Origin of the sequence: uncultured Paracoccus sp. (assembly GCF_945915435.1) — a bacterium.
GTDB lineage: Bacteria > Pseudomonadota > Alphaproteobacteria > Rhodobacterales > Rhodobacteraceae > Paracoccus.
On the sequence record NZ_CAMEFG010000048.1, the window covers coordinates 21,976 to 28,858 of the forward strand.

General features: G+C 67.5%; 6 protein-coding genes and 1 tRNA gene. 1 reads left to right on the forward strand and 6 read right to left on the reverse strand.

Annotation, left to right across the window (positions count from 1 at the left end; genetic code table 11):
* Positions 1-62: 62 nt before the first annotated feature.
* Positions 63-1,154, forward strand: coding sequence for a tripartite tricarboxylate transporter substrate-binding protein (locus Q0O97_RS14555; RefSeq protein ID WP_294930825.1), 1,092 nt, complete (start codon positions 63-65; stop codon positions 1,152-1,154).
* A gap of 9 nt (positions 1,155-1,163) precedes the next feature.
* On the opposite strand, the gene Q0O97_RS14560 is transcribed toward Q0O97_RS14555, so the two are convergent.
* The 6 genes from Q0O97_RS14560 to Q0O97_RS14585 all read right to left on the reverse strand — a co-directional run bounded on the left by Q0O97_RS14560 (position 1,164) and on the right by Q0O97_RS14585 (position 6,883).
* The gene (locus Q0O97_RS14560) at positions 1,164-2,066 is read right to left on the reverse strand and encodes a LysR family transcriptional regulator (protein WP_294930827.1); all 903 of its coding nucleotides are present in this window, start codon (positions 2,064-2,066) and stop codon (positions 1,164-1,166) included.
* A 48-nt stretch (positions 2,067-2,114) separates the two neighbouring features.
* A complete protein-coding gene (locus Q0O97_RS14565; RefSeq protein WP_294930829.1) occupies positions 2,115-3,197 on the reverse strand; it encodes an AbrB family transcriptional regulator in 1,083 nt (360 codons plus the stop codon).
* Between the two features lie 109 nt (positions 3,198-3,306).
* Entirely contained in the window at positions 3,307-4,377 is a 1,071-nt protein-coding gene (tcuB, locus tag Q0O97_RS14570) for a tricarballylate utilization 4Fe-4S protein TcuB (protein ID WP_294930831.1), read from the reverse strand.
* Positions 4,367-5,779, reverse strand: a complete 1,413-nt coding sequence (gene tcuA, locus Q0O97_RS14575; RefSeq protein ID WP_294930833.1) for an FAD-dependent tricarballylate dehydrogenase TcuA — start codon at positions 5,777-5,779, stop codon at positions 4,367-4,369. The genes tcuB and tcuA overlap by 11 nt, the downstream gene beginning before the upstream one ends.
* 2 nt (positions 5,780-5,781) lie before the next feature.
* Positions 5,782-6,501: a GntR family transcriptional regulator gene (locus Q0O97_RS14580; RefSeq protein ID WP_294930835.1), complete on the reverse strand. Its 720-nt coding sequence runs from the start codon at positions 6,499-6,501 to the stop codon at positions 5,782-5,784.
* A gap of 307 nt (positions 6,502-6,808) precedes the next feature.
* Positions 6,809-6,883, reverse strand: a tRNA-Glu gene (locus Q0O97_RS14585).

Sequence of the window (6,883 nt, forward strand, 5' to 3'; positions counted from 1 at the left end):
GCCATTGCGCATAAACCCGAAGACAGGGCGTGGCCCGTCCGGGCGGCGCAAGGAGGACGTGGATGCAACAGACAGCCGCGCGCATGATCGCATTATGCGCCGCCATCTTTGCCGCGGGCGAGACGCGGGCGGACGGTGCCCCGGTCGATTTCAGCGGCCGGACGGTCGAATGGTTCATCCCCTTTTCCGAAGGCGGCGGGTCGGACACATGGTCGCGGTTCAACGCCCCCTTCCTTGCCCGCCACCTGCCCGGCCAGCCTGAAATACGCATCCGCAACGAGGCCGGTGGCGGCGGCACGCGCGGGGCCAACCAGTTCGCGCGCGAGGCGGGACCGGACGGGCTGACGGTCCTGGGCACCTCGGGTTCGACGCAGTTTCCCTATCTGCTGGGCGACATGCGGGTGCGCTACGATTACGCGGACTGGACGCCGGTGATGGTCGCGCCCTCGGGCGGGGTGGTCTATGTCTCGGCGGAACTGGGCATCTCGGACTGGCGCGAGGCGGCGGCGCTGCGGGTCGGGCGGCTGATCTTCGCCAGCCAGGGGCCGACCTCGCTGGACCTGGTGCCGATGCTGGCCTTCCGGTTGCTGGGTTTCGACGTGCGCTATGTCTTTGGCTATACCGGACGGGGCGACGGGCTGGTCGCGATGCAGCGCGGCGAGGTCGATATCGACTATCAGACGACGCCTTCCTACCTGCGCAACGTCGCCCCGATGGTGCAGGCGCACGAGGCCGTGCCGCTGATGACATGGGGCGTCCTGGATGCGGACGGCCACGTCCGCCGCGACCCCACCTTCCCAGACCTGCCCACGGTCGAGGAAGTCTATGAGCTGCTGCACGGCGCCCCGCCCCAAGGCCCCGATTACGATGCCTATCGCGCCTTTGCCACCGCCGGTTACGCCGCGCAGAAGATGGTGGTGCTGCCCAGCGACACCCCGCCCCGGATCCGGCAGGCGTGGCAAGACACATGGCGGCGAATCTTCGACGATCCCGACTATCAGGCGCGGGCGTCCGAGGTTCTGGGCGCCTATCCGCAGGTGACGGGCGAGGCTGCCGAGGCCCTTTATCGCCTTGGCACCCATGTCGATCCCGACATCCGCGCCCATGTCCTGGATATCCTGAGCAGCGAATATTCGGTGCGGCTGCGCGATTGACTGCCCCGCCTATCCGCGCGCGTCGCGGATCAGGTGCAGGAAAGCCTCGACCGCCGGGGGCGTCTGGCTGCGCCTGCGCCGCGCGGCCAGCAGCTTGCGCGCGGCCCATTCCTCGCCCAGAGGTGCGCAGGCCAGCGCCGTGCCCGCGATCAGGTGCAGCGAGGACAGGCGCAGGAAGCCGATGCCGAAACCCGCTTCGACCATGCGCACCAGCGAGGGGAAGGTCTCGACCTGCACCCGCGTGCCCAGGCTGCGCCCCATCCGGCGCGCGGCGGAATTGACCAGCCGGTCCAGCGCGCCCGCGTGATGGACGCCGACCATGTCATGTTGCAGGGTCTGCTCGAACCGGATCGGGTTGCGGCCGTCCAGCGACGCGGCCAGCGGGTGATCGGGGGCGGCGATGACCCAGACGTCGTCGGGTTCCAGCACCTCGGTCTGAAAGGCGGTCAGGTCGTAATTGTCGGCGACCAGCGCCAGGTCGACCTGCGCATCGGCCAGCGCCAGCAGCGTCGCCTGTCCCGACATCTCGCGGATGTCCAGGACGACCGCCGGGTGGCGCTGCGCGTAAAGCGCCAGCAATTCGGGCAGCCGCCCCGACAGCGCCGAGCTTGAGGCCGCCAGCCGCAACTGCCCCGCCGCGCCTTGCGCGAAATCCGCCATCGCATCGCCCAGATCGGAAATCTCGCGGAAGATGCGCCGGCAACCCTCGACATAGATGCGGCCCGCGTCGGTCGGGGTGACGCCGGTGGGCACGCGGTCGAACAGCACGACGCCCATCCGGGCCTCAAGGTCGGCGATGCGGCGGCTGATGGCGGATGCGGCGATGTTCTCGCGTTCGGACGTGCGCCCGATCGAGCCGTCGCGCGCAAGCGCCAGAACCAGACGCGCGGTCACGACGTCGAAATGCTGCATGGGCTGTCCCTTTCCTGCGGGACAGCCTTAGGCGCTTTGGCGGCGGGTTCAAGCCTGAGGGCGGCTCTTGCCCTCGGTTGCGGCGGGGCCGCCGGCGAATCTGGCGATCAGGACGGGCAGGGCGATCAGCACCACCAGGATGCGAAACAGGTGATGCGCGCTGACGAAGGCCGCGTCCAGTCCCAGCCCGATGGCGACCAGGCTCATCTCGGGCAGGCCGCCCGGCACCAGCGCGATCAGCGCGGTGGCGAAAGGCACGTCCAGCCAATGGGCGAAACCTGCCGCGAACAGCGCCGCCAGTCCAAGGTTCACCAGCGTCAGCCCGCCGCCGATGGCGATGAAGCTGACCAGCATCCGCCATGTCGTATTGGCGAAGAACTGCGCGACCGAGGCGCCGATGACCACCTGCGCCGCGACGATGACCAGTTGCGGCGGATTGGCCGCCGTCAGCCCGCCGCCATGCGCCAGGGCCGACAGGACCAGCGGTCCCGTCAGATGCGCGGCGGGCAGGCGGATCGCCCGCGCCAGCGGCGCGCCCGCAAGCAGGCAGGCCGCCAGGATCGCCACGTCCGGCAGCGGCATGTGCAGCGACAGATCAATCGGCGGGCGCACCGGCGTCAGCGAGAATGCCCCGCCCGCGACCGAGCTTGCGATGATCGGCGACAGGGCCAGGATCACCGCCAGCCGCATCCCGTGGATCAGCGACAGCGCGCGCACATCCGCCCCGTAGGACGGTGCGATGGACAGGATTTCGCTCAGGCCCCCCGGCGCGGATGAAAAGATCGCGGACACCCGGTTCTGGCCGCTGAACTTGCAGCAGACCCAGATGCCCAGCCCCCAGGCGGTCAGGCTGTAGATGCCGACGCCCGCCATCGTCATGCTCCATTGCCGGGCATGGGCAAGGATCTCGGGCGTGAAGGCGCTGCCCGCCATCAGCCCGATCACCCCGATCATGACCGAACGCAGCGACCACAGGACCGGCATCTGCATCCCCGACATCGCGCATATGCTGGTCGTCAGCATCGAGCCGACAAGCCACCCGAGTGGGAGGTTCAGCAGATAGCCGGTCAGCCCGCCAAGGCATCCGATCAGCACGGTGCGCGCGACGTGGAATGCATATTTCTTGTTCATCAGGTCCTGTTCGTGACGTAACGGTCGGGCCAAGCATAAGGGCGGCCACCGGGGCCGCCCATTGCCAAAGCGCGCAGAGGGCTTCGCGGGCGGCGATGCCCGCGCCCTCTTACCGGCGTTTCTGTTCTTCCACAATCAGCGCGGTCAGCCGGAAGAAGCCATGCACCATCTTGGTAAACGGCAGCAGCAGGAACAGCGCCATGACCGAACCCAGATGCACCGCCAGCAGGGCCGGAACCGCCCCGGTGCCGGTCGCGGCGTAAAGCGCCAGACCCGTCGCGGCGATGAAGCCCAGCAGCAGGATGAAGGCCATCTCGCCCGACCATGCGCTCGCCGCGCCAAGGTTGGGATCGGCCTTCAGCTTGCCGGCAGCCAGACCATAGGCGCCGATCACCATCAGGATGCCGCCCGGCACCCCCAAAAGCTTGGGCAGCGAGAAGAAGCCATAGGGCGCCTCCATCCCGAAGCCGTAATGCATGATCGTGCCCGCCGAGGTCGCGCCGAAGCACAGCAGGAAGCCATACATCATCGCCTGGTGATACCAGCGGCGGGTGTTGGAATAGCGGTCCTCCTGCTCGAAGTTGCAGCCCTGCCCCTGTCCGCCCGACAGGTTGCGCATCCCCGCCGCCTGACGCAGCGCGCCGGTGATGTCGCCCAGCCTGATGCGCTGGCCGCCCACGTCGCGCCAATAGCGCACCAGCCCCCATGCGACCGAGGCCAGGGGCAGCAGGAAGGCGGGCGCGAACAGCGCAACCATGGCATTATGGGCCAGATAGGCGTAGAAGCCTGCACCCTCTTCCGGGCGCAGCGCGGCCAGCAGCCAGAAGAACGCGCCAAGGCAGACCACCAGCGCCGCCGTGATCGCCACGCCGCTGCGCTGGAACAGCGCGCCAAGCGGCGCGGGCCAGACATAACGCAGCCATGAGTCGTTGCGCACCTCGGCCAGCACGGCGGGCAGGTTCAGCGCGAATTCATGCGGCGCGGTGTATTGGCAGGAATAATAGCAGCCCCGGCAGTTGTGGCACAGGTTCGCCAGTTGCGTGATGTCGCCATCCGCGAAGGCGCGCTGCCGCGTCATCGCCGGAAAGACCGAGCAGAAGCCCTCGCAATAGCGGCAGGCGTTGCAGATCTCGATCTGGCGGCGGGCCTCGTCGATCATGTTCATGCGATCATCCAACATGCTTTGCGGCCTCCCGTCCCGCGATGCGGCCGAAAACCGTGCCGATGGTCATGCCGAAACCGGCCAGATAGCCCTGCCCCAGGATCGAGCCGGCCATGATCTCGCCCGCCGCCCAGACGTTCCTCAGCGGCCCGTCGGGCGTCTGCACCTGCGCGTGGTCCGAAACCTTCAGCCCCAGATAGGTGAAGGTCACGCCGGGCCGAAGCTGGTAGCCGTAGAAGGGCGGCGTGTCGATGGGACGCGCCCAGTTGGTCTTGGGCGGTTCGATCCCTTCGGTCGCCAGCCCGTCCAGCTCGGTCGGGTGGAACGTCCCCTCGCGGCAGGCGGCGTTGAAAGCGTCGATGGTTCTGCGCAGCGCGGCAGGGTCCAGACCCATCTGCGCGGCCAGTTCCTCGATGCTGTCGGCCTTGTTGGGCGGAAAGACCGAGGGCATGAACAGGTCCAGCGATTTCGCGTCGATGATCGCATAGCCGACCTGATCGGGCTGCGCCGCGACCAGACGGCCCCAGATCGCGTAACGCTTGGGCCAGACGTCCTCGCCCTCGTTGTAGAAACGCTGCGCGTCGCGGTTGACCACGACCGAAAAGGGCACGCAATCCAGCCGCGTCACGATGCCGCCGTCGTATTTCGGCGCGCGCCCGTCGATGGCGACGGCATGGCACTGGGTCGGGTCGCCCACCGGCTCGCAGCCCTGATCCAGCATGTCGCGCAGGACGGTGCCCCGATTGTAGGGCGTGCCGCGGATCAGGAAATTCGCCGCCGCCGGTCCCCATGCCCGCGTCAGCCATTCGATATCCGACTGGAACCCGCCCGAGGCCAGCACCACCGCCCGCCCCTGAATATGGCGCGAGGGCGCGCCCGCGATGGAAACGTCCAGCCCCGTGAAGCGGTCGCCCTCCAGATGGATATGGCCGACCTGCGCCTCGTAGACGGTGGTGACGCCCAGATCCTCGGCGGTGTTGTAATAGGCGTTGACCAGCGACTTGCCGCCGCCAAGAAAAAAGGCGTTGGTGCGCGACAGCGACAGCGTGCCCGAAAGCGAGGGCTGGAAGCGCACCCCATGCGCCTCCATCCACGGCAGGCATTCCTCGGATGTGCGGATGGTCATTCGGGCCAGATGCTCGTCGGTCTTGCCCTTGGTGACCAGCATCAGGTCGTGGAAATATTCGTCCTCGTCGTAGGTGTCGGTCAGCACCGACAGCGGGCCGCGATGCATACAGCGGAAGTTGCGCGTATGGCGGCTGTTGCCGCCGCGATAGGGCTTGGGCGCCCCTTCCAGCAGCAGCACGCGGCAACCCGCCTCGGCGGCGGTGATCGCCGCGCAAAGCGCCGCATTGCCGCCGCCGACGACGATAACGTCCCAGGGGCCGGAACCCGGCCCCTCGGTTGCGGTCTCTGTCATGTCTATTCTCCCGTGGCGGGCGTATCGCCCTTGTTCGCTATTCGGAGTCCGGGTTCGAACGGCCGCTGCCGGTCGCCCAGCGTGACCAGCCGCACGCGATGCGCGGCCTCGATATGGCGGCGCATCTCGGCCTCGGCGCGCGCGCCGTCGCGGGCGCGCAACGCATCCAGGATGCGCCGATGCTCCACCGCCGCCTCGACCGCGCGGTCGCCGACCATCAGCGTGGTCGGGCCAAGGATCAGCATCGCCTTTTGCAAAGTGACGATGGATTTCAGCAGGAAACGGTTCTTCGCCGCATCCTGCAAGACCAGGTGAAAGCGCCGGTTCAGTTCCGCCGCGCGGTGGCTGTCGTCGGCGGCCTCGGCGAATTCCTCGTTGAGGCGGGTCAGCTCGTCCAGCTCGATATCCGAGGCGGCGCGGGCGGCGAAACGCGCCGCCGTGCTTTCCAGCACCGCGCGCATTTCGTAAAGTTCCATGATCTCGGCATAGCTGAGGCTGCTGACGGTCGCACCTTGGCGGGGCAGGTGATCGACCAGCCCGTCGGCCTCCAGCATCCGCACGGCCTCGCGGATGGGCGTGCGGCTGACGCCGAGGCTTTCGGACAGTTCGGTTTCGCGCAGCCGCGTGCCCGGCAGCAGCCTGCCGGTCGAGATCAGGTCCAGCAACTGACGATAGACGGCCTGTCCTTGCGGAAGCTTGGTGGAGTCGTCGATTCGGGTCATGTCATCCTCTTGCATCCGCTTGTATCCTATTGGATGCAATTTGGTCAACCCATGCCGCACACGGCCTTTTCCCGGCTGGGAAACGGCCGGAAAAGGCTGTCCGCGCGACAGTCCCACCTCGCGCGGGGCCGAATATTCAAAATCCGGAATTTGCCTGCGGCACGGGCGGACAGGCTGCAATGCGGGCTGGCGCGGGCTCTGATCATGGCCGGCACGGCCGCATAACCGCAACGCCCCGCGGGAACGGCAAAAACGCCGAAATCTCAGGGCGATCGAACCGCCATGATCAAGCATATAGAAGAAGAAGTGGCAGCCCGTAGGGGAATCGAACCCCTCTTTCCAGGTTGAAAACCTGGCGTCCTAACCGATAGACGAACGGGCC

Coding starts and splice junctions, on each gene's coding strand:
- Q0O97_RS14555 (WP_294930825.1), top strand. CDS start 63: ATGCAACAGACAGCCGCGCGCATGATCGCATTATGCGCCGCCATCTTT.
- Q0O97_RS14560 (WP_294930827.1), bottom strand. CDS start 2,066: ATGCAGCATTTCGACGTCGTGACCGCGCGTCTGGTTCTGGCGCTTGCG.
- Q0O97_RS14565 (WP_294930829.1), bottom strand. CDS start 3,197: ATGAACAAGAAATATGCATTCCACGTCGCGCGCACCGTGCTGATCGGA.
- tcuB (WP_294930831.1), bottom strand. CDS start 4,377: ATGTTGGATGATCGCATGAACATGATCGACGAGGCCCGCCGCCAGATC.
- tcuA (WP_294930833.1), bottom strand. CDS start 5,779: ATGACAGAGACCGCAACCGAGGGGCCGGGTTCCGGCCCCTGGGACGTT.
- Q0O97_RS14580 (WP_294930835.1), bottom strand. CDS start 6,501: ATGACCCGAATCGACGACTCCACCAAGCTTCCGCAAGGACAGGCCGTC.